Consider the following 793-nt stretch of genomic DNA (forward strand, 5'->3'; position numbering starts at 1 on the left):
AAGGCGGGCCGTCCGCCGAAATGGACGAAACGGCAGCTCATCGACGGGATCCGGTGGCGGTGCCGGGTCGGGTCTCCGTGGCGGGACGTGCCGGCCGAGTACGGATCCTGGCAGGCGGTCTACGGATTGTTCCGACGCTGGCAACGAGCCGGAACGTGGTCGGCGATCGTGACGTCGCTGCGGGTCCTGGCTGATGCTGCCGGGATCATCGATTGGCAGGTCAGCGTCGACTCGACGATCACGCGTGCGCACCCGCATGCCGCTGGCGCCCGCCGTGAGGGCGCCAGGCAGGCCGAGCCACCGGCCGGTCCGGGGCAATGCGAGCCGCCCGATCACGGGCTGGGGCGGTCGCGGGGCGGGTGGACCAGCAAGCTGCATCTGGCGTGTGACCAGGGCTGCCGGGTGCTGTCGGTGCTGGTGACCGCTGGCCAGACAGGTGATAGTCCGCAGTTCACCGCGGTCCTCGACGCGATCGTGGTGCCGAAACTCGGTGGCGGCCGGGCGCGGGTGCGGCCCGGTCGGGTCCTGGCCGACAAGGCCTATTCCAGCCGCTCGAACCGGGAATGGTTACGCCGTCGCGGGATCGCGGCGACTATTCCGGTCCCGGCCGACCAGGCCGCGCACCGGCGGCGGCGTGGCAGTGCCGGTGGGCGGCCTCCAGCGTTCGATCCGGTCCGCTACCGCGACCGCAACGTGGTCGAGCGTGGCATCAACCAGCTCAAACAGCATCGCGCGGTGGCGACCAGGTTCGACAAACTCGCTGTCCGTTATCAGGCCACGATCGATATCGCAG

Annotated in this window: 1 protein-coding gene; it reads left to right on the forward strand. The window is 70.2% G+C overall.

Annotated features, from left to right (window positions below; genetic code table 11):
- Nucleotides 1-793 (forward strand): IS5 family transposase (locus QC180_RS30125; RefSeq protein ID WP_278266256.1); only part of this gene is annotated, 793 nt, incomplete at both ends.

The sequence above is a fragment of the Nocardia anocheti genome, assembly GCF_029675105.1.
In the GTDB taxonomy this organism is placed as follows: Bacteria; Actinomycetota; Actinomycetes; order Mycobacteriales; family Mycobacteriaceae; genus Nocardia.